Origin of the sequence: Acinetobacter johnsonii ANC 3681 (assembly GCF_000368805.1) — a bacterium.
Lineage (GTDB): Bacteria > Pseudomonadota > Gammaproteobacteria > Pseudomonadales > Moraxellaceae > Acinetobacter > Acinetobacter johnsonii.
In genome coordinates this window covers 1-20,759 of record NZ_KB849707.1, presented here as the reverse complement: position 1 = coordinate 20,759, position 20,759 = coordinate 1, and the positions used below count along the sequence as shown (strand labels likewise).

The window sequence follows — 20,759 nt, the reverse complement described above, 5'->3', positions numbered from 1 at the left end:
ACTCTATCTAAGGATTTTTTAAAATGAAAATTTTCTGGTTTATCCCAACTCACGGTGACAGTCGCTACTTAGGTACCAGCAAAGGTGCTCGTCAAGTGGACCATGCCTATATGAAACAGATTGCGGTTGCCGTGGATAATTTGGGTTATGAAGGTGTACTGATTCCAACGGGTCGTTCATGTGAAGATCCATGGTTGACCGCAGCCAGTCTGATTGATGCCACAAAAAAATTAAAATTCTTGGTTGCATTACGTCCAGGCGTGACCACTCCGGCACTGGCTGCACGGATGGCAGCCACCTTTGACCGTCTCTCCAATGGTCGGGTTTTATTGAACTTGGTGACAGGTGGCGATGAAAAAGAACTGCAAGGCGATGGCGTTTATGAAGACCACTCGACTCGCTATAAAACTGCCAATGAATACGTCAAAATTTGGCGTGAGATTTTAACCCGCTCCCATACAGGTGAAAGCTTTACCTTTCACGGCAAACGTCTAAACGTAGATGATGCCAAACTGCTGTATCCGCCTGTGCAACAACCCTACCCTCCACTTTGGTTTGGCGGCTCATCGGATGATGCCATCGAGTTAGCCACTGATCAGGTTGACACGTATCTAACATGGGGCGAACCCCCTGTTGCAGTTAAAGACAAAATTGACACTGTCCGTGCCAAAGCTGAAGCCAAAGGTCGTACGCTCAACTATGGTATTCGTCTGCATGTGATTGTGCGTGAAACCAATGAACAAGCATGGCAAGCGGCGGAAGAGCTCATCCAGTATGTCGATGATGCCACCATTGCTGCGGCACAAGCCAAATTTAAGAGCATGGACTCGGTCGGTCAACGTCGCATGGCTGAACTACACAATGGTGACCGCAGCAAACTTGAAGTGTCCCCAAACCTTTGGGCTGGCGTAGGTCTGGTTCGTGGGGGTGCAGGTACGGCATTGGTCGGCGACCCTGAAACGGTTGCAGCCCGTATTCAAGAATATGCCGACTTGGGCATCAGCACCTTTATTTTCTCAGGCTATCCACATCTTGAAGAGTCGATTCGTTTTGCCGAGTTGGTGTTCCCACTCCTGCCGCTTGAAACTCAAACAAAGTTAGCACAACCAAATTTAACAGGCCCCTTTGGTGAGATTGTGGCAAACAACTACATACCCGATGAAAACAAAAAAACTAAAGTGGTTCAGGAGCCTGCCTAATGTCCAAAATTGTTTCAGTGCAAACCCTCCAACAGGAAAAGGTTTCACGTGGAACTCAGTTAGGGCAGCTATTGCTGCCTTGGCTCTTTCCTATCGGCTTGATTGTGCTTTGGCAAATTGCCTCCAGCACAGGAATTTTAGAAAGTCGGATTTTACCTGCACCAACGGCAGTGGTTACTGCTTTTTGGCACCTGCTACTGAGTGGTGAACTATGGAAGCATGTGCAAGTTAGTGCAGGCCGTGCCTTACTCGGCCTATTGGTGGGTGGGGGGTTAGGGCTCTTTCTGGGTTTGTTAAATGGTTCATCGAAAACGGCGTCAACCCTACTCGACACCACCCTACAAATGATCCGAAACATTCCTGCACTGGCACTTATTCCGTTGGTGATCTTATGGTTCGGGATTGATGAAACCGCCAAGCTGTTCTTGGTTGCGGTCGGGGTCTTTTTTCCCATTTACATCAACACCTATCACGGCATACGTTCGGTAGATCCACAACTGATTGAAATGGGGAAAAGCTATGGTTTGACCCGTTGGCAATTATACAAAGAAATTATTTTACCGGGTGCGATGCCCTCTATTTTAGTCGGACTACGCTTTTCACTGGGTTTGGTTTGGGTTCTGCTGATCGTTGCCGAAACCATTTCAGCCCAAGCCGGCATCGGTTATATGACCATGAATGCACGTGAATTTTTACAGACCGACATCGTCTTGGTGGGGATTTTACTATATGCCCTACTTGGAAAATTGGCTGATGTATTGGCCGTCACATTAGAAAAATACCTGCTGCGCTGGCATGCAGGATACCAAAAATAAGGAGTTTGAGATGACTGATTTAAGCCTTGGTCGCCATGCCAATATTCTGTCGCTACCAAATCACAATCAAGACATCAATCCTCAAGCGGTGCTTGGGGCCGAAATTATTATCGAACAACTGCATAAGTTTTATGGCTCAGTTAAAGTCCTTGAAGACTTAGATCTGCATATTCAGCCAGGTGAGTTTTTAGCCATTGTCGGACGCAGTGGTTGTGGTAAAAGTACCCTGCTGCGCCTGATTGCTAACTTAGAACAACAAAGCTACGGCGAAATTAAGTTTAAGTCCGCACGACACCTCCGCGAAGGGATTACCGCAGACGATATACGGGTCATGTTCCAAGATCCACGACTGTTACCATGGCGCTCAATTGAACAAAACGTACAACTGGGGTTGCCGAAACAACAACATGCCACTGCCTCGGGTCTGCTAGAAAAAGTCGGACTCAAAGAAAAAGCGGGGCTTTGGCCTTCGCAGCTCTCTGGGGGACAGCGTCAACGGACCGCTTTAGCACGGGCTTTATCGCATAAACCGCGGATTTTATTGCTCGATGAACCTTTGGGTGCACTCGATGCCCTAACCCGCTTAGACATGCAGAATTTGATTGAAAAATTATGGACGGAACAGGGCTTTACCGCCATTTTAGTCACCCATGATGTCAGTGAGGCCGTTCAACTGGCAGATCGGATTATTTTGCTAGACCGTGGCCATATTGCCAAAGAGTTTCAAGTCGACCTGCCCCGCCCTCGCGTTAAAGATATGCAGTTCAATACCCTTGAGCAGCAGGTGTTAAATGCAGTTTTAGCCACATAAGTAGACTAAAAAATCCTTAGCTTGGGGGTGCTAAGGATTTTTTATGCTGAATTTCAGTAAAAAAACACAAGACCATCATATGAATTGAGCATACTTTATTTTAAATAATACAATAAATTTCACGTTATTTTTATCAAAACATACCACTTCACATTGAATCATTTCATATAGTTTAGACAAAATAGTTTTTATATAATTATATTTTATTGGACAACTTTTAGAATTTATCGCACTTTAAGAGCCAATCTACAGAATAAATGATCATTATTCAAAAAATTAAATTTCCACTTTGTGCACAAATCTGATGATTTGCCGTACAATTTATCCTTCCCCCTTTTTATTGTTTTTTAAATTAGAGAATGGAACAGAAAAAGAGTACTCAAAAACGCCACCAGCTGCTGAATGCTGCACTAGACGTCTTCTCGCTCTATGGATTTAATGGAGCAAGCTTAGATGAAATCGCACAGATTGCTGAAATGCACAAATCGAATATTTTCTATTACTATGAAAATAAAGAAGCTTTGTACGTTGAAGTTTTAACGACGGTTTTACAAAAATGGTTAGCCCCACTACAAATGTTAGAAGCCGACTTAGAGCCGGAAGAAGCGATCACCAACTACTTATTGCAAAAGATTGAGGTTTCTCGGACTCAACCGAAAGCATCTCGCTTGTTTGCGTTAGAAGTGATCCAAGGGGCTCCGCATATTTTGGAAATCCTCAAAGGGCCTTTAAAGAAGTTGGTCAAACGTAAAGCCAAAGTCATTAGCAATTGGCAAGAGCAAGGTAAAATTTCAACTGAAATAGACCCTGAGCTGTTAATCCTCAACATTTGGGCATTAACACAAAACTATGCTGATTTTGCCACGCAAATGGAAATGGTAACAGGTAAAACCCTACGTAACCGCAGTATGCAACAACGAGTCATTCAACATACCGTGCATATGATGCTGTATGGCGTGATCCCGCGAACACCGTCTGAATTATTCAAAGCTGAGTAATTTTGGCATACGACCATAGCACTCTATGGTCGCCGAATTGAAAAAGACAGAATCAAAGCCTCAGATACTTTCAAATAATGCTAATAATTTCTGAGCTCCCAATAACAAATTGTCTTCCCAGTCCAAATGCGCGGTGTCGTTGGCACCATCTGAAATATATTTGACCGAAATCAGACGGACACCCTGTTTTTTACAGACCTTTGCCAGCGCATATCCTTCCATATCAACCAAATGACACGGTACTTTGGGCTTACCTGTTTCAAAGCTATCCCCTGTTCCACAGATGCCGGTACGGAGTTGTTGGAAAAACGGTTCTAAGGGAATTTCCGCAGGATGCATGGTGTCAAATGGGGTAAAACCGACAGCGAAGCCCAGTGGAGAGACATCCATGTCACGTTGTACAAATTGAGAGACTTCAACCAATTCATGCTTATCAAAATACGTACTGCCTGCTGTACCTAAATTAATTAGGGTTTTACAGCCTGTTTTTTGAATCACTTCAAATGCTTTATAGGCCGCGTTGACTTTACCAATACCGCTGTAATGAACTTCAATCCCTACTTGCTCAAACAATCCTTTAGACTCATTCGGCAAAGCCATGATTAGTGCAACATCTGACATAAAATACTCAATTAACAGACTTCATGCGTGCCATTAGAAAACAAATCCATCCGAAAGAAAAGCGCCTCTGGTCTCTACTCAAACAACCGACATAAGATCAGATGGCGCTTAAAACTGAAAGGATTGTAGACCTCATTTATACTGCTGTTCTAAATAGGTTTTTAAGCACGGCGAAAAGAACAAATAACCTTGATAAAAACCGTGTGCCGTTTTGGTTGCGACCAAACTCCATAACAACATCAGTATGGCTGCAAAAGCATAGCCAACGGCATACAGAAAGGCCAAATTGAGTTGTTGGGCTAAGGTTAAGATTGCGAGCGTATATACGCCCAATGGGAAGGTCAGTCCCCACCAACCCAAATTAAACGGCAAGTCCTGTTTGGCATGGTGCAAAGTCGTCAGTACCGCAATTCCCAACCACCACAGTCCAAAACCCAGCAGGATTAAACTGGCCAAAATCCCCGTCTGCTGAAAGAACTGACCCAGTTGGGCTAAGCCCAAACTCGCCATCAACGTCGGTGCCTGATGCCCCAAAACCAATAATGCCAAAGCAGCAGTGCCTATCGGTCCCAAAGCCAACCAACTGCTGACCGCCAACTCTTTTTCAGGCAATTTATGTAAGACCAAACGCAACATTAAAATCGTTAAAATTGCAAAGGCGGGTAATACTGAAACACCCCACAACACATAACTACCCAATAAAATCGCAACGGCGTGAGTATCAGCGGCCAAATGCCCCAGCAATAAACCACCACTGCTGGCTGCAACTTCACAGGCCACGATCGGCAATAACCACACCGCAGTCATCTGCTGTAAAGCATGCTCCTGATGTCGATACATGGCAAAAGGAACTGCCCACGCCACCAAGAGCGCCAAGACTACATCTGCATACCAGAGCGTTTGCGCAATCTGTACAGCTGTGTCGCCATAAATAGGCTGACCATACTTTAAAAAGCCATTGAGGATGGTGGCCAGCGCCATCGGGATCGTCCCTAAAAATAGACTCATGCTTGGATGTTGAAAAATCTGTTTGGCTTCGTGCGGATAAAATGCCCAACGTAAGCCATATAGCACACTAAAAAGTGCGAACAATAAAATATTGAAATACCACAGCCCTGTGCCGAGTTGCCATGTGAGTGCCTTTAACATCGGAAACTCTGATACAATTAATGCCACAACACCTGTTCCCATACTGACAGTGAACCAGTTGGGGGTGAATTGACGAATGATATTGTGGCGCTGTCCAAGTTGTGTAAATGGTTTTTGCATGAGTTCGGCCTCATTTAAAATCTACATTTATACTAATCAAATTTATAAATAAGAAAAATTGATTAATTTATATTAAATAAATCAATAAAATTGATATAAATATGCTTTGCACTAAATTTTGCGTTGTCAAAAAACAACCACAAGACGAATGCCCAAGAATATGGCAATATATAAGCCGTTCTTAATTCCAAGCACTTGATTTGCCCATGAAGCTGCTCCGTCTAAATGCTTTGCCTTCAAATAGCCAATTAGAAAAAACCGCTGTCACCATCGGTAATTTTGACGGGGTGCATTTGGGTCATCAAGCCATGATTCATCAGCTCAAAGCCGTTGCAAAACAACAAAATCTAAAAACAGTGGTGATGATTTTTGAGCCTCAACCACTTGAATTTTTTAAAGGTTATGATGCTCCACCACGTATTTCATCATTGCGTGAGAAAGTCGAATATTTAACTGAGCTGGGTGTGGACTATATTGCGGTCGCGAAATTTGACAACAGCTTCCGAAGTTTAAGTGCAGAACAATTTGCCGATATTTTAAAAGAAAAACTCAATGCCCAAAGTTTGGTTTTAGGCGATGACTTTCACTTTGGTAAAAACCGCCAAGGCAACAGCGAATTTCTAGAAAACTATGGTTTTCAAGTCCACAATCTAGAAACCATCCTCTCAGAAGGTGAACGCGTCAGTTCAACTCGGATTCGCCAAACACTGGCCGCAGGGGACTTGGCGCTGGCTGCTCAGTTATTAGGGCGCCCTTATAGCATTACGGGTCGCGTACAATATGGCGACCAAATTGGCCGAACCCTTGATTTTCCAACCATTAATGTACGTTTAAACCGACATAAACCCTGTTTAAACGGCATTTATGGCGTAGATGTGATGTGTGAAACCACGTCTTTACGCGACAAAGTGAAAGCAGACCACCCTAATCGATTAGGGGTTGCAGGATATGACCATTCAGCGCTTTTTGGTGCAGGTCATGTCGGAACACGTCCAGCCATTCAACAAGCACAGCCAGAATGGCGATTAGAAGTACATTTCCCTGATGTTTCTGCTAATCTGTATGGCTTGTTAATGCGGGTCACTTTCTTAAACTATTTACATGGTGAAAAGAACTACCCTTCGCTGGAAGCACTAAAAGCGGGAATTGATGATGATGTGGTGAAACTGCTTGAGTTCCGCCAAAACACCCCCACATTTCCCTTTTAAATACCAATCAATTTTATGTAAAACGCGTCAGCCGAGCCGCTGATTAAATTGGAAGACATCTTGCATGAGCGATAAGCAAACTACTGAAAATGCAGTGGATTATAAAGCCACACTCAACCTCCCAGGTACCGAATTTGCCATGAAAGCAAACCTCGCGGTGCGTGAAGCAAAATGGTTAGAAGAGTGGTATGCCGACAACATTTATCAGCAGATTCGTGCGTCGCGTATTGGCAAGAAAAAATATGTCCTGCATGACGGTCCTCCTTATGCAAATGGCCAAATTCACTTGGGTCATGCGGTCAATAAAGTTTTAAAAGATATCATTATTAAAAGTCGTATTCTCGACGGCTTCGATGCCCCTTATGTACCAGGTTGGGACTGCCACGGCCTTCCGATTGAACTGAAAGTAGAAGAGAAAGTCGGTAAAGTGGGCGTGAAGGTGGATGCTTCTACTTTCCGTAAAGCCTGCCGTGAATATGCTTACACCCAAGTTGAACTACAAAAGAAAGACTTTGTGCGTATGGGTGTGTTTGGTGACTGGGACAACCCTTACCTGACCATGAACTTTAAGCAGGAAGCAGACATTGTGCGCTCTGTTGGTGCAATTGCTAAAGCAGGCCATATCGAACCAGGTCTTAAACCTGTGAACTGGTGTTTAGACTGTGGTTCAGCTTTGGCTGAAGCAGAAGTGGAATATGAAGATAAAAAATCTGACGCGATTGACGTTGGTTTTACGGTTGTCGACTTAAAAGACTTAAGCGCACGTTTAAATCTCAACGTAGAAGCGGCAACAGATATCGTAATTTGGACCACCACACCTTGGACTTTGCCTGCAAACCAAGCGGTTGCCGTCCATGCTGAAATTGACTATCAACTTGTTCAAGTTAGCACCGACCGTGGTGTGCAAAACTTTATTTTAGCCAAAGACTTGGTTGAGTCGGCAGTTGAGCGTTATAAGCTTGAAAACCCTGTGGTTCTAGCTGATTTTAACGGCTCAGCAATCGAAAACCTATTATTACAGCACCCGTTGCTGACCGATCGCCAAGTGCCTGTGATTTTAGGTGAACACGTGATTGCAACTAGCGGTACGGGGGCGGTACATACGGCACCTGGCCATGGTGTAGACGACTATAAAGTTGGCTTACAGTACAACTTAACAGTTGAAAACCCAGTGGGCGGTAATGGTGTGTATTTACCAACTTCACCGATTTTTGCAGGCGAGCACATCTACAAAGCCAATCCAAAAATCATTGAAGCTTTGGGTGCAGTTGGTCGCTTATGGGCACATCAACCGATCAAACACAGCTACCCACACTGCTGGCGCCATAAAACGCCGATTATCTTCCGTGCGACCCCACAGTGGTTTATCAGCATGGATGCACAAGGTCTGCGTCAAAACGCTTTAAATGCGATTGAAAATGAGATCAGCTTTGTGCCTGATTGGGGTAAAAATCGTATTCAAGCCATGATCGAAGGTCGTCCAGACTGGTGTATTTCGCGTCAACGTACGTGGGGTGTGCCAATCCCATTCTTCGTGCATAAAGACACTAACGAACTCCATCCGCGCACAGCCGAGTTGATCGAAGAAGTCGCGAAGTTGATCGAACAAGAAGGGATTGATGCTTGGTATAACCGTGAAGCGAAAGACTTTATCGGGGATGAAGCGGAACAGTACAATTGTGTGCGTGACACTTTAGACGTGTGGTTCGACTCAGGCACAACGCACTATGCCGTGCTGCGTGAACGCGAAGAACTCACCGATCCTGCTGATTTATACCTTGAAGGTTCAGACCAACACCGTGGTTGGTTCCAGTCTTCATTGCTCACCTCAATTGCCATCAATGAACGTGCGCCGTACAAAGGCTTACTGACCCATGGCTTCGTGGTGGATGAAAAAGGCCGTAAGATGTCAAAATCTTTGGGCAACATCATCACCCCACAAGACATTATTAAAGATATGGGTGCAGACGGCTTACGTTTCTGGATTGCATCGGCCGATTACCGTTATGAAATGACCGCAGGTAAAGAAATTTTTAACCGTGCATCAGATGGTTACCGTCGTATTCGTAATACTTTGCGTTTCTTGTTAGCGAACTTAAATGGTTTCAAACCATCGACGGATGCACTTCCTGTCGATCAATTGATCGCACTCGATCAATACATCTTGCAACGCGCAGCGGACGTACAAAAAACCATTCAGCAAGCCTATGAAGATATGAACTTCCATATCGTGGCGAATGCGCTGACCAACTTCTGTATCAATGACTTGGGTGGTTTCTACCTCGACATCATCAAAGACCGTCAGTACACCACCAAAGCCGATTCACAAGCGCGTCATTCGGCTCAAACTGCGCTGTATCATTTGGTGCAAGCCTTTGTACGTTGGATGTCACCAATCTTAAGCTTTACCGCTCAAGAAGCATGGCCACTGATTCCAGAACAAACTGAGAAATACGTTTTCACTGCGGAATGGTATGACATTCCTGTGGCTTCAAAAGCAAACTTGTTGTCTGAAGCCGATTGGCAGACCCTGATTGCGGTGAAGTCTGCGGTGAACAAGTTCATCGAAACTGCGCGTACCGCGAAAATCGTGGGTTCAAATCTCTCTGCCAAAGTTGAACTGTGGGCAGATGCAGAACTCAAGGACGTACTGGATCGTTTAGATGATGAACTTCGTTTTGTTATGATCACTTCACAGGTCTTGGTCAATGCATTCGATGCAACTCAGGGTGAAGCCTCTGATCTGGCAGGTCTGAATGTTCAAGTCTCGGCGGCTGATGGTGAAAAATGTGTACGCTGCTGGCATGTTCTGCCAGATGTGAATACACATGTTACACATCCAGGTCTATGTGGTCGTTGTATTATCAACCTTCCTACAGGCCAAGGCGAAGAGAGAAAGTATGCCTAACCCACAACATAAAAAGGGCTTATTCCAATTCTATCCGCACAATTTGGTGTGGGTAGGTTTGGCTATTCTAGCCATTGTCTTAGATCAATGGACCAAATGGATTGCCAGTACCCATCTGAATTATGCAGATCCAGTACCAGTCCTGCCCTTTTTAAATTGGACTTTATTGCATAACTATGGCGCAGCCTTTAGTTTCTTGTCCGATGCGGGCGGCTGGCAACGCTATTTCTTTACCTCTCTTGCAGGTATTGTGTCTGTCATTTTTCTGTTTTGGCTGATGCGTATGCCCAAAACCGTGAAAGTGCTGCCCATCGCGATTGCCCTTATTTTAGGTGGTGCTATAGGGAATCTCATTGACCGTATTAGCTTAGGCTATGTGGTTGATTTCATTCATGTGTACTATCAAAACAGCCACTTCCCTGCGTTTAATATTGCAGATAGTGCGATTACGCTAGGAACGATCCTTTTGTTGATCGATACCTTTTTTCTCGAAAAAAACCGTATCCAACGTGCCGAAGTAAACCATGACTGATTTTATTAATCCCAATGAAGAAACTCGCGTAAGCGAAGGTTCAAAAGTAGAGTTACATTTTTCTGTTTGCATTGAAAATGGCGTAGAAATTGATAACACACGTAGCCGTGAAGAGCCTGTGAGCCTTGTGATGGGGGATGGCAGCTTACTCCCTGGTTTTGAAAAAGCACTGTTCGGTTTACGTGCTGGCGACCGTCGTACAGTGAGCCTACCACCAGAAGATGCTTTTGGCCCGTGGAATCCTGAAAACGTACAACAGTTTGATACAGTAAAATTTGAACAGCGTCCTATTGAAGGGCACATGATCGAGTTTGAAGACAAAGCCAAACAAAGCCTTTATGGTGTGGTTAAAACTGTAGGTGATGACATCACCGAAGTCGACTTTAACCATCCATTGGCAGGTAAAGATATTACTTTTGAAGTTGAAATCTTCAAAGTGACGCCTGCTGGCCAACAAGGCATCAAAATTATGTAAAGCCACAGATCGATTATCTGTGTGTCAGCCAAAGCCCCTTCGGGGGCTTTTTTAATGCCTCAAACATTGGTCAATCAGATACATATTCAATCTATGCAAAGCCTAATTTTCATACTACCGTAGCGTAATCACATTTATTTCCCAAGGATTTTTCATGAAAATTCAGGTCATTATAGGCAGTGTTCGCGAAGGTCGGACTGCCATTAAAGTTGCGCGATGGGTACAAAAAGGCTTTGAACAACTTGAACTCAATACGGACCAACTCGAGTTGATCGACTTAAAAGAGTGGGATTTGCCAATTTTTTCAGGTGAAAATCCCCCAATGACAGGGATTTATGATCAACCCAAACAACAAGCATGGGCCGACCACATTGCCCAAGGTGATGCCTTTATTTTCATTAGCCCCGAATACAATCATGGTTATAGCCCTGCGCTTAAAAATGCCCTAGATTACTTAGGCAAAGAATGGCAAGGTAAACCTGCGGCCTATATCAGTTATGGTGGTACCAATGGCTCACGCTCCATCGACCAAATTCGCCAAGTCGGTACTCAGCTCGGTCTGGTCGATACCAATGCGGTGATTGAAATTCGAGATATTTTTTCACGCAATAAAACCGAAGATTTTGAACCAAATCCTTTTGATGAGAAGAATCTAAAAGCAGCAATTGATAAACTCATTAAATATGTCAGTGCATAAGCATGAGATTCTTCTGTACGCTATTGCTTACAGTAACTTAAATATTTGTCGGCTTTTCAATAAACAGCATCGACGCTATAGTTAAATCATACAGAGACAGGATGTCTCAGATGAAAAACAAAAATAGCAACATACACAGTAGGATGCTGATCGGTAGGACAGGAAGGAGTTATACCGCTTGAAAGAATTTAAAAAGCCCTCGACAGGATGTCGGGGGCTTTTTAATTATCTTCAAATTTTAACATCAAACCCCAAGTCAACATCAGAGGCTGCCTTACCACCACGTATTCCCCAATTTTCTAGCTGAGACTCTCGAATTAAGATAGAGACATCGTCTTTTGGGATACCTAACTGTGCTAAATGATGTATCAATTGCTGATAAAGTTTTCGCTTGGTTTCTATCGACCTTCCTACGAAGCAATCAATTTCAATCCAAGTAAAAGAAGCTGGTTGTGTTAAATGAAGAGGACAAGCAAAGTGGTCTGGTTCATGTACGACTAAACGAATATTACGATCATATTGAGGAAGTACTATGAACCGCCTCCATTATGGCTTGCTCTTCATCGACACTATATTTTTTTCGAACATGAATTTGTGTACTAGGCATTCCCCACTCCATTATTATTTTCAATGCTTTGAACGGTTCATATAATCATACTTTTATGATGCATAAACCATCATCCTCTTCACCGTTTGTCGGCATGTTCTTCTGCACAACCAAATATTACATCTGCTGTTCGAACTACACTTTATACTCTCGCCGACTGAACATCTGCTGCTTCAACCAAAATGCTTCAGTCCATACAATAAATTAAAAAAACAACAATAGAGACCATTCACATGCAACTAAACACCATACTTTTAAATGATTATTGCAAAATTTATGTCGCTGACCCCGAATATACAGATTTAGATGCTCTAGCCGCCTATGTTAGAGTCCATCGCACAGAACTTATGCAAGCGTTGCATCAGTACGGCATCTTATTATTTCGTGGCTTTAAATTACAACGTCACTATGAATTTCATGAGTTGATCGAACATCATTTTCAGCTTGAACCTTGGCATACATTTACGCCTAAAAAATCAGGTTGGTTTGCCTCTTTCATTCGTAAATATAGCGAGAATCGTACAGGTGATGATAGACCTTACCTCAACTGCAATACGGTACAATTAGGCTCTGTTGAAAACTCAATTCAAGGTCCACATGTCGAAGGTGGCCTACATTCGACCCGCTCACGTTATATTGCCTTGTTTTGCCAAGAACCTGCGAACCATGTGCTCGAAACAGGGTTTAATAACCTCGAAAAAATTTGGGCTCATTTTCCAGTCAGCGTACAACAAAAATACTTAGGCGCATGGAATCATTTTTCTTATATTTCAACACGTAAACTCAATCTATTTGATCGCTTGCTATTAAACAAAAGGCCCTTTCGTTTCAACAAACAACCAAATAAAAAAACCAAACTTACCTTAAAACGCTCACCTTTCGTTGTCATACACCCGAACACTCAAAAGCCGATGATCCAGCCATGGGCTTTTGCAAACAATACCAATTCTTTTGCCCATCAAGCTGCACAAAAAAGCTTTAAGAAGCGAGGGAAGCTTCAACCAGACCCCATGGCTAATTGTATGCAACTGTCATGGGAACTTTTCACTCATGGAGGTGAAAAAATTGAATGGACCGATCAGGAAAAACAACACTTCTTTGAAACCTTATATCACGATGCACTCTTGCTCCAGTGGCAAAAAGGGGATGTAGCCTTGATCGATAATATTAAAATTGCCCATTGGCGGATGAATGGTAAACAAGGACAACGAAAACTGATGCAGATCCAAGCCAATGTCTTTAATGCCGATCGACATGCTGCGCTTTAAGACTGTCTTTCTTAGCAACACTCTGTTTGGGTGATTAATGTGAAAGCAGCTGAATTAAATCAGCTTGCTTCCCATCCTCAATCACCCAAATACTGCCATCTTTCGCTTGTTGTAAACCACGGATACGTTCTTTCATATCTATCCGTTGGATTTCTTTTACTGGCTGTGCTGTGCTGTCTACAATAATTAACGCTTCAGATGAAAGCCCACCAATGATGGCTTTATCCTGCCACTTTGGAAACATCTGTCCCGTATAAAAAATCAAACTCGATGGAGAAATTACAGGGGTCCAATCTAATTTTGGCGCTTCAAACTCAGGCCGCGTGGCGTGGTCAGGGATATTCAAACCACTATAATGATCACCATTCGAAACGATTGGATAACCATAGTTTTTAGCCTTTTGAATTAAATTGAGTTCATCCCCACCTTTAGGTCCCATCTCAACCACCCACAGTTGTTTTTTGGCATCCAAAGCCATTCCTAAAGAATTACGATGCCCCAAACTCCATATTTGTTTTGCGATATCCCCCTGCGTCTGAAATGGATTATCTAAGGCAACCGAACCATCATCATTCAAACTAATAATTTTTCCAAGGTTCGATGTCAAATCTTGTGCAGGATCAAATTTTTGCCGTTCTCCTGAACTAATCCATAATTTTCCTGCACCATCAAATAACATCCGATGTGCATAATGCCCCTGCCCACGCACCTTCGGTGCTTGTTTCCATATCATTTTAAGGTTGTCTAATTGTGGCTGCGCCTGATTTAAATTCAAATCAGCACGAATCACAACCGCACCATAACCACCTTGCCCTGCTTCTGCATAGCTAAGATAAATTTGATGGTTTTGTGCAAACTCAGGATGTAAAGCAATATCGCCTAATCCGCCCTGACCACCATAAGCCACTTTAGGTATATTCCTAATGAGAGTCTTTGTCTGATCTATAGGATTAAATAAAATCAACTGTCCTGATCTTTCAGTAATTAATAATCGCCCATCAGGCAATACCGCTAATGCCCATGGCTCATTAAATTCAGCAATACGTTTGAGGTGTATAGATGTGCCTAAAGAAGCAGAACTGTCCTGTTGTTCCTGTGCTGCTGACTCCGCTGGTCTTTGTGCATGACATGCGATTAATCCAAAAAATGCACTCACTGTCATCAACAAACAAAAAGCTTTTTTTCTCAGCATTGCCTTCCCCATTAAATGCACGATCACCATTCATTGTAGAGAAATCATAAGTACAAGGTTATCCGCTTTGGTAACAAGATGAATCTGTGTAAGCCAAAGCTTACAAAAACTGAGGAAAGTGACCACTAGCCTTAAAACAGCTTACAGCATATATTAAATACATCAGGAGACAGGACGTTTCCCAAACTTAAAACAACAATAATCAGTTTGAGCATCAGGATGTGAGATATGACAGGAGTTGTATCTAAGCACTGAAATACAAAGAAACCTCGACAGGATGTCGGGGTTTCTTTTTTATTGAGCACATTAAAATCTAAATCAAAACCTGTTTTGGCATATTTTGCATGATCACGAGTTAACTATAGCCATTCTTTTCCAACGGATATAGATGAAATAGCTGTTCAATTGCTTGAAATACACACAGATACTTAGTTAAAATTTCTTTTAGTGAAGAAGAAACCATCAAATTCAAGTGATAAAAACTAAACCTATTAGATTTTAAAGCCTATTTTTAGCTAATATTCTTCTTGTCTCTCATTTATATTTTTAACCTTCCTACATAAAAAAATCCCCCTCTGCGATTAGCGGAGGGGGATTTGAATTAATGAGCTGGCGATGACTTACTCTCACATGGATAACTCCACACTACCATCAGCGCTAAGAGGTTTCACTTCTGAGTTCGGGAAGGGATCAGGTGGTTCACTCTTGCTATTGTCGCCAGCACAACTGTTTATGACTATTCGTTGGGTCTAACCTCAGAGCAGTGCTCTTCGTGCCTAACTTTCATCAAATGAGTTATTAACAGGTATATTTGAGTTGGATATTTTATCTAGCTTTATAACTAAATCAAGTTGTTTGCAGTGATTTGAACCACAACACCAACTGTTTGGGTGTTGTATAGTCAAGCCTCACGAGCAATTAGTATTGGTCAGCTTCACATATCACTATGCTTCCACATCCAACCTATCAACGTCGTAGTCTTCAACGGCTCTTTAGAGGACATAAAGTCCTAGGGAAATCTTATCTTGAGGTAGGCTTCCCGCTTAGATGCTTTCAGCGGTTATCCCTTCCGAACATAGCTACCCGGCGATGCGACTGGCGTCACAACCGGTACACCAGAGGTTCGTCCACTCTGGTCCTCTCGTACTAGGAGCAGATCCTCTCAAATTTCCAACGCCCACGGTAGATAGGGACCGAACTGTCTCACGACGTTCTAAACCCAGCTCGCGTACCTCTTTAAATGGCGAACAGCCATACCCTTGGGACCTGCTTCAGCCCCAGGATGAGATGAGCCGACATCGAGGTGCCAAACACCGCCGTCGATATGAACTCTTGGGCGGTATCAGCCTGTTATCCCCAGAGTACCTTTTATCCGTTGAGCGATGGCCCTTCCATACAGAACCACCGGATCACTAAGACCTACTTTCGTACCTGCTCGACTTGTGGGTCTCGCAGTTAAGCGCGCTTTTGCCTTTATACTCTACGCGTGATTTCCGACCACGCTGAGCGCACCTTCGTACTCCTCCGTTACTCTTTAGGAGGAGACCGCCCCAGTCAAACTACCCACCAGACATGGTCCTCGTCCCGGATAACGGGACAGAGTTAGAACCTCAATATTACCAGGGTGGTATTTCAAGATTGGCTCCACCGAAACTAGCGTCTCGGTTTCAAAGCCTCCCACCTATCCTACACAAGTAAGATCAAAGTTCAATGTCAAGCTGCAGTAAAGGTTCACGGGGTCTTTCCGTCTAGCCGCGGGTACACCGCATCTTCACGGCGAATTCGATTTCACTGAGTCTCTGCTGGAGACAGCGCCCCCATCATTATGCCATTCGTGCAGGTCGGAACTTACCCGACAAGGAATTTCGCTACCTTAGGACCGTTATAGTTACGGCCGCCGTTTACTGGGGCTTCGATCAAGAGCTTCGCTTACGCTAACCCCATCAATTAACCTTCCAGCACCGGGCAGGCATCACACCCTATACGTCCACTTTCGTGTTTGCAGAGTGCTATGTTTTTAATAAACAGTTGCAGGGGCCTGGTTTCTGTGGCTGCCAATAGCTCAAGGAGTAAATCCTATCACCGTCGGCAGCGTACCTTCTCCCGAAGTTACGGTACCATTTTGCCTAGTTCCTTCAGCAGAGTTCTCTCAAGCGCTTTGGTCTACTCGACCTGACCACCTGTGTCGGTTTCGGGTACGATTCCTATGTAACTGAAGCTTAGAGACTTTTCCTGGAAGCATGGTATCAGCCACTTCACTGTACAAGTACAGCTTGCTATCAGTTCTCAGCATAGAGTACCCCGGATTTGCCTAAGATACATGCCTACAACCTTCCACCTGGACAACCAACGCCAGGCTGACTTAACCTTCTCCGTCCTCTCATCGCATTACATAGAAGTATTGGAATATTAACCAATTTCCCATCGACTACGCCTCTCGGCCTCGCCTTAGGGGTCGACTCACCCAGCCCCGATTAACGTTGGACTGGAACCCTTGGTCTTTCAGCGTGCGAGTTTTTCACTCGCATTGTCGTTACTCACGTCAGCATTCGCACTTCTGATACCTCCAGCATACTTCTCAATACACCTTCATCGGCTTACAGAACGCTCCCCTACCACTTGCAATAAATTGCAAATCCGCAGCTTCGGCATATAGTTTTAGCCCCGTTACATCTTCCGCGCAGGCCGACTCGACTAGTGAGCTATTACGCTTTCTTTAAAGGGTGGCTGCTTCTAAGCCAACCTCCTAGCTGTCTATGCCTTCCCACATCGTTTCCCACTTAACTATAATTTTGGGGCCTTAGCTGGCGGTCTGGATTGTTTTCCTCTTGACTACGGACGTTAGCACCCGCAGTCTGTCTCCCGGATAGTACTCATTGGTATTCGGAGTTTGCATCGGTTTGGTAAGTCGGGATGACCCCCTAGCCGAAACAGTGCTCTACCCCCAATGGTATTCGTCCGAGGCGCTACCTAAATAGCTTTCGGGGAGAACCAGCTATCACCGAGTTTGATTAGCCTTTCACCCCTATCCACAAGTCATCCCCTGGCTTTTCAACGACAGTGGGTTCGGTCCTCCAGTTAGTGTTACCCAACCTTCAACCTGCTCATGGATAGATCACCCGGTTTCGGGTCTACACCCAGCAACTAAACGCCCTATTAAGACTCGATTTCTCTACGGCTCCCCTATGCGGTTAACCTTGCTACTGAATGTAAGTCGCTGACCCATTATACAAAAGGTACGCAGTCACCGAACAAGTCGGCTCCCACTGCTTGTATGCATGCGGTTTCAGGATCTATTTCACTCCCCTCACAGGGGTTCTTTTCGCCTTTCCCTCACGGTACTGGTTCACTATCGGTCAGTCAGGAGTATTTAGCCTTGGAGGATGGTCCCCCCATATTCAGACAAGGTTTCACGTGCCCCGCCCTACTCGACATCATCATATAAGCCCTTTCGTGTACAGGACTATCACCCACTATGGTTGCACTTCCCAGAGCATTCCACTAGAACTTATATGACTTAATGGGCTTTTCCCCGTTCGCTCGCCGCTACTGAGGGAATCTCAATTGATTTCTTTTCCTAAGGGTACTGAGATGTTTCACTTCCCCTCGTTCGCCTCGTATGACTATGTATTCATCATACGATACCTGCCTTATGACAGGTGGGTTTCCCCATTCAGAAATCTCCGGATCACAGGATATTTGCCGCCTCCCCGGAGCTTATCGCAGGCTATTACGTCTTTCATCGCCTCTGACTGCCAAGGCATCCACCACATGCACTTAATTACTTGACTATACAACCCCAAACAGTCGATCGTTCCTACAAGTGAGAACGTTCAACATTACAGTTTGAAGTACTGTGCACTTAAGCACCGTACAGCTTCAATTCAATTCACATACCAAAACGCTTGATTCAGTTAATTTCGCTAGTAACTCATTTCATTCAACGTTAACAATTGCTTGTTAAGTTAACTAAAACGAGTATGAACAAATTATTTCAACTCAAATATATTCTGTTAATGATTTTTCCAGCCTTCGTCAGGTCAGGAAACTGTGATAAATCACAGAAGTTAATAAGTTATCTACTTACTAATTTCTGTAATCCAACCTATCTGCGCGAAGCATAGCTTCTTGCTTAAATTTCAAGGAAAAGCATGCTTTTCTTGTCTTGAAATTTGGTGGAGACTAGGAGAGTCGAACTCCTGACCTCCTGCGTGCAAAGCAGGCGCTCTACCAACTAAGCTAAGTCCCCAGCTTATCAATAAGTCAATGTCTCTGCTTTTCTGTATTCAGCATTTAATAATGCTTGTTAGTCAGATTTGGTGGGTCTGACAAGACTTGAACTTGTGACCCCACGCTTATCAAGCGTGTGCTCTAACCAACTGAGCTACAGACCCTCAGATACATCGTCATGAAGAACAACTTGTTGTGGATTCTTACCAATCGTCAATCTTTCGTTAAGGAGGTGATCCAGCCGCAGGTTCCCCTACGGCTACCTTGTTACGACTTCACCCCAGTCATCGGCCACACCGTGGTAAGCGTCCTCCTTGCGGTTAGACTACCTACTTCTGGTGCAACAAATTCCCATGGTGTGACGGGCGGTGTGTACAAGGCCCGGGAACGTATTCACCGCGGCATTCTGATCCGCGATTACTAGCGATTCCGACTTCATGGAGTCGAGTTGCAGACTCCAATCCGGACTACGATCGGCTTTTTGAGATTAGCATCCTATCGCTAGGTAGCAACCCTTTGTACCGACCATTGTAGCACGTGTGTAGCCCTGGTCGTAAGGGCCATGATGACTTGACGTCGTCCCCGCCTTCCTCCAGTTTGTCACTGGCAGTATCCTTAAAGTTCCCGGCTTAACCCGCTGGCAAATAAGGAAAAGGGTTGCGCTCGTTGCGGGACTTAACCCAACATCTCACGACACGAGCTGACGACAGCCATGCAGCACCTGTATGTAAGTTCCCGAAGGCACCAATCCATCTCTGGAAAGTTCTTACTATGTCAAGACCAGGTAAGGTTCTTCGCGTTGCATCGAATTAAACCACATGCTCCACCGCTTGTGCGGGCCCCCGTCAATTCATTTGAGTTTTAGTCTTGCGACCGTACTCCCCAGGCGGTCTACTTATCGCGTTAGCTGCGCCACTAAAGCCTCAAAGGCCCCAACGGCTAGTAGACATCGTTTACGGCATGGACTACCAGGGTATCTAATCCTGTTTGCTCCCCATGCTTTCGTACCTCAGCGTCAGTATTAGGCCAGATGGCTGCCTTCGCCATCGGTATTCCTCCAGATCTCTACGCATTTCACCGCTACACCTGGAATTCTACCATCCTCTCCCATACTCTAGCTTCCCAGTATCGAATGCAATTCCTAAGTTAAGCTCAGGGATTTCACATCCGACTTAAAAAGCCGCCTACGCACGCTTTACGCCCAGTAAATCCGATTAACGCTCGCACCCTCTGTATTACCGCGGCTGCTGGCACAGAGTTAGCCGGTGCTTATTCTGCGAGTAACGTCCACTATCCAAGAGTATTAATCTCGGTAGCCTCCTCCTCGCTTAAAGTGCTTTACAACCAAAAGGCCTTCTTCACACACGCGGCATGGCTGGATCAGGCTTTCGCCCATTGTCCAATATTCCCCACTGCTGCCTCCCGTAGGAGTCTGGGCCGTGTCTCAGTCCCAGTGTGGCGGATCATCCTCTCAGACCCGCTACAGATCGTCGCCTTGGTAGGCCTTTACCCCACCAACTAGCTAATCTGACTTAGGCTCATCTATTAGCGCAAGGTCCGAAGATCCCCTGCTTTCCCCCGTAGGGCGTATGCGGTATTAGCATTCCTTTCGGAATGTTGTCCCCCACTAATAGGCAGATTCCTAAGCATTACTCACCCGTCCGCCGCTAGGAAATGTAGCAAGCTACATCTCCCCGCTCGACTTGCATGTGTTAAGCCTGCCGCCAGCGTTCAATCTGAGCCATGATCAAACTCTTCAGTTAAAAATCATTAGTAGCTTATGGCTACAAATCTTGGCTCATCAATTTTCTGACAAATATTTCTCAAATAAACTTCGAGTAATTTTTACCTTCAATCAATGAAATATTTTCGATCGATCAATCAGTAAAAATCCACACAAGTTGTTCTTCATAATCTCTTAATGATCTT

The 20,759-nt window shown here is 44.5% G+C and carries 13 protein-coding genes, 2 tRNA genes, 3 rRNA genes and 1 pseudogene; 10 read left to right on the top strand and 9 right to left on the bottom strand.

Features of this window, described 5'->3' with window-relative positions:
- The first annotated feature begins 23 nt into the window (after positions 1–23).
- From ssuD to F946_RS14290, 4 genes are all read left to right on the top strand, one after another.
- Positions 24–1,199, top strand: coding sequence for an FMNH2-dependent alkanesulfonate monooxygenase (gene ssuD, locus F946_RS14305; RefSeq protein WP_004983808.1), 1,176 nt, complete (start codon positions 24–26; stop codon positions 1,197–1,199).
- Positions 1,199–2,014 carry an aliphatic sulfonate ABC transporter permease SsuC gene (gene ssuC / locus F946_RS14300; RefSeq protein WP_004983806.1) on the top strand — a complete coding sequence of 272 codons (816 nt, stop codon included), beginning with the start codon at positions 1,199–1,201 and terminating at the stop codon, positions 2,012–2,014. The genes ssuD and ssuC overlap by 1 nt, the downstream gene beginning before the upstream one ends.
- A gap of 10 nt (positions 2,015–2,024) precedes the next feature.
- Positions 2,025–2,825: an ABC transporter ATP-binding protein gene (locus F946_RS14295; protein ID WP_004983804.1), complete on the top strand. Its 801-nt coding sequence runs from the start codon at positions 2,025–2,027 to the stop codon at positions 2,823–2,825.
- 359 nt (positions 2,826–3,184) lie between these two features.
- Positions 3,185–3,823 carry a TetR/AcrR family transcriptional regulator gene (locus tag F946_RS14290; RefSeq protein ID WP_004684172.1) on the top strand — a complete coding sequence of 213 codons (639 nt, stop codon included), beginning with the start codon at positions 3,185–3,187 and terminating at the stop codon, positions 3,821–3,823.
- 60 nt (positions 3,824–3,883) lie between these two features.
- Here the strand turns inward: F946_RS14290 and F946_RS14285 are convergent, their stop codons facing one another.
- A complete protein-coding gene (locus F946_RS14285) occupies positions 3,884–4,444 on the bottom strand; it encodes a phosphorylase family protein (protein ID WP_004983801.1) in 561 nt (186 codons plus the stop codon).
- 132 nt (positions 4,445–4,576) lie between these two features.
- Complete coding sequence (locus tag F946_RS14280; protein WP_004983798.1) at positions 4,577–5,713, bottom strand: TDT family transporter; 1,137 nt, start codon at positions 5,711–5,713, stop codon at positions 4,577–4,579.
- A 206-nt stretch (positions 5,714–5,919) separates the two neighbouring features.
- Here F946_RS14280 and ribF point away from each other — a divergent pair, with 206 nt between their 5' ends.
- The 5 genes from ribF to F946_RS14255 all read left to right on the top strand — a co-directional run bounded on the left by ribF (position 5,920) and on the right by F946_RS14255 (position 11,533).
- Entirely contained in the window at positions 5,920–6,921 is a 1,002-nt protein-coding gene (gene ribF / locus F946_RS14275; RefSeq protein WP_004983795.1) for a bifunctional riboflavin kinase/FAD synthetase, read from the top strand.
- 64 nt (positions 6,922–6,985) lie between these two features.
- On the top strand, positions 6,986–9,829 hold the full coding sequence (gene ileS / locus F946_RS14270) for an isoleucine--tRNA ligase (protein ID WP_004983792.1): 2,844 nt from the start codon (positions 6,986–6,988) through the stop codon (positions 9,827–9,829).
- Positions 9,822–10,361: a signal peptidase II gene (gene lspA, locus F946_RS14265; protein ID WP_004983791.1), complete on the top strand. Its 540-nt coding sequence runs from the start codon at positions 9,822–9,824 to the stop codon at positions 10,359–10,361. Before ileS ends, lspA begins: the two co-directional genes overlap by 8 nt.
- Positions 10,354–10,836 (top strand): FKBP-type peptidyl-prolyl cis-trans isomerase, encoded by a 483-nt coding sequence (locus tag F946_RS14260; RefSeq protein WP_004684162.1) that lies wholly within the window; start codon positions 10,354–10,356, stop codon positions 10,834–10,836. Before lspA ends, F946_RS14260 begins: the two co-directional genes overlap by 8 nt.
- A gap of 154 nt (positions 10,837–10,990) precedes the next feature.
- On the top strand, positions 10,991–11,533 hold the full coding sequence (locus F946_RS14255) for an NADPH-dependent FMN reductase (RefSeq protein ID WP_004983788.1): 543 nt from the start codon (positions 10,991–10,993) through the stop codon (positions 11,531–11,533).
- A gap of 231 nt (positions 11,534–11,764) precedes the next feature.
- On the opposite strand, the pseudogene F946_RS17115 reads toward F946_RS14255, so the two are convergent.
- A pseudogene (locus tag F946_RS17115) lies at positions 11,765–12,140 on the bottom strand (tautomerase family protein).
- 233 nt (positions 12,141–12,373) lie between these two features.
- Here F946_RS17115 and F946_RS14250 point away from each other — a divergent pair.
- Positions 12,374–13,408 (top strand): TauD/TfdA family dioxygenase, encoded by a 1,035-nt coding sequence (locus tag F946_RS14250; protein WP_004983784.1) that lies wholly within the window; start codon positions 12,374–12,376, stop codon positions 13,406–13,408.
- Positions 13,409–13,442: 34 nt separating this feature from the next.
- Here the strand turns inward: F946_RS14250 and F946_RS14245 are convergent, their stop codons facing one another.
- The 6 genes from F946_RS14245 to F946_RS14220 all read right to left on the bottom strand — a co-directional run bounded on the left by F946_RS14245 (position 13,443) and on the right by F946_RS14220 (position 20,593).
- Entirely contained in the window at positions 13,443–14,600 is a 1,158-nt protein-coding gene (locus tag F946_RS14245) for a PQQ-dependent sugar dehydrogenase (protein ID WP_004983782.1), read from the bottom strand.
- A gap of 607 nt (positions 14,601–15,207) precedes the next feature.
- Positions 15,208–15,322: ribosomal RNA gene (gene rrf, locus F946_RS14240) — 5S ribosomal RNA — on the bottom strand.
- A gap of 175 nt (positions 15,323–15,497) precedes the next feature.
- Positions 15,498–18,391 (bottom strand): 23S ribosomal RNA (locus F946_RS14235).
- A 382-nt stretch (positions 18,392–18,773) separates the two neighbouring features.
- A tRNA-Ala gene (locus F946_RS14230) sits at positions 18,774–18,849 on the bottom strand.
- Between the two features lie 68 nt (positions 18,850–18,917).
- A tRNA-Ile gene (locus tag F946_RS14225) sits at positions 18,918–18,994 on the bottom strand.
- A 61-nt stretch (positions 18,995–19,055) separates the two neighbouring features.
- Positions 19,056–20,593: ribosomal RNA gene (locus F946_RS14220) — 16S ribosomal RNA — on the bottom strand.
- Together the 16S, 23S and 5S rRNA genes with 2 tRNA genes alongside form the textbook arrangement of a ribosomal RNA operon.
- Positions 20,594–20,759 lie beyond the last annotated feature (166 nt).